Origin of the sequence: Paucilactobacillus wasatchensis (assembly GCF_000876205.1) — a bacterium.
GTDB classification, from domain to species: Bacteria; Bacillota; Bacilli; order Lactobacillales; family Lactobacillaceae; genus Paucilactobacillus; species Paucilactobacillus wasatchensis.
On the sequence record NZ_AWTT01000090.1, the window covers coordinates 1 to 1,227 of the forward strand.

Consider the following 1,227-nt stretch of genomic DNA (forward strand, 5'->3'; position numbering starts at 1 on the left):
CCGCCACTCTTACAGCCGTAAGGGGTGTCCATACGATAATGCACCAATGGAATCTTTTCATGCTTCCCTCAAAAAGGAATGTGTTTATCCAGTGCCGGTCTTTGAGAATTATGAAACTGCCGCTGCTGTCCTTTTTGAATATGTGCATGCTTTCTACAATAGGAAGAGAATTCATAGTTCACTGGGCTACCAGAGACCCCCTTACAAGTTGAAATCGCAACACTTACGAGCCAAATGGCCGCCTGATTTAATGCTTTCCATGGTTCAAATAAGTTATTAATCACGATTAATGATTTATTTGAGCTGTGGAAGGTAAACGCGGTTCTGAATGTCTCTTAAAACCTGTCTCAAATATTGACTTCAATCCACCTAAGACCTAAAATCTAAAATGTATATCAACAAATATTTGCTTTGACTTCATTTCAACTTTATTTCAACTTGATTGGATAGTATTCAGGAGAGTATTAAATTCTTGATTAGTCTTTACAGATTTATTCTCACGAGCCCGTGGCTCATTCAAAAATCTTTATTTAGTTTTATTAAGAATTTTATTTTAAACCTTAAGTGACTATATATATATGGAAAAAGGTGGTCAATTCTGTGTATCCCTTGGGAGAGTAAGGCTAGATGTTTGTTGTTTATACAAACTAACATAGTTAATAATTAACATGGTTAACTATATATTTAGCTAATAAAAGCATAATAAATTAGTTAATATAAATAGTAGACCACACCCCCCTATCCCATCAACGTGTCAGTACCTTCAGCATATACAACTTATTCTACTTCAGGCGTGTGTGCTCATGAAAAAATTTTACAATAATAAAAGTGTTCAAGGTGTGATTACCTTGAATTAATAGGTTTGAACCAAATAAAAATAATGCAGAACGTTGATATTTGTTAACTATATACTATTTAATAAGCATAAAATCCTTAATAAATATCTCTTTATAGGCCTTGAACGCTTTAAAATTTATTCAGCATAGATAGTGAATAAAGGTGATAAAATTTTGCACTCACTATAATTCGGCATTTTAATTACTCAATTGACTAACTAAAAAATTAAACTGTCTGTAAATATTTATAATGTGTTGTAGGTCAGTATCTGATTTATTTACATCTAATATGGTATCTCAGGCTAATTATATCCAAAATAAGTTAAACTGAATTTTTTTACCAAAACTATCATGTGTATATGCGTTTTTCTGCACCGTTATTAAAGATTTT

General features: G+C 31.8%; 1 protein-coding gene. It reads left to right on the forward strand.

The window, feature by feature from the left end; all coding sequences use genetic code 11:
* On the forward strand, positions 1–280 hold a 280-nt coding region (locus WDC_RS10005; protein ID WP_263640397.1), incomplete at its 5' end, for an integrase core domain-containing protein.
* Positions 281–1,227: the final 947 nt, after the last annotated feature.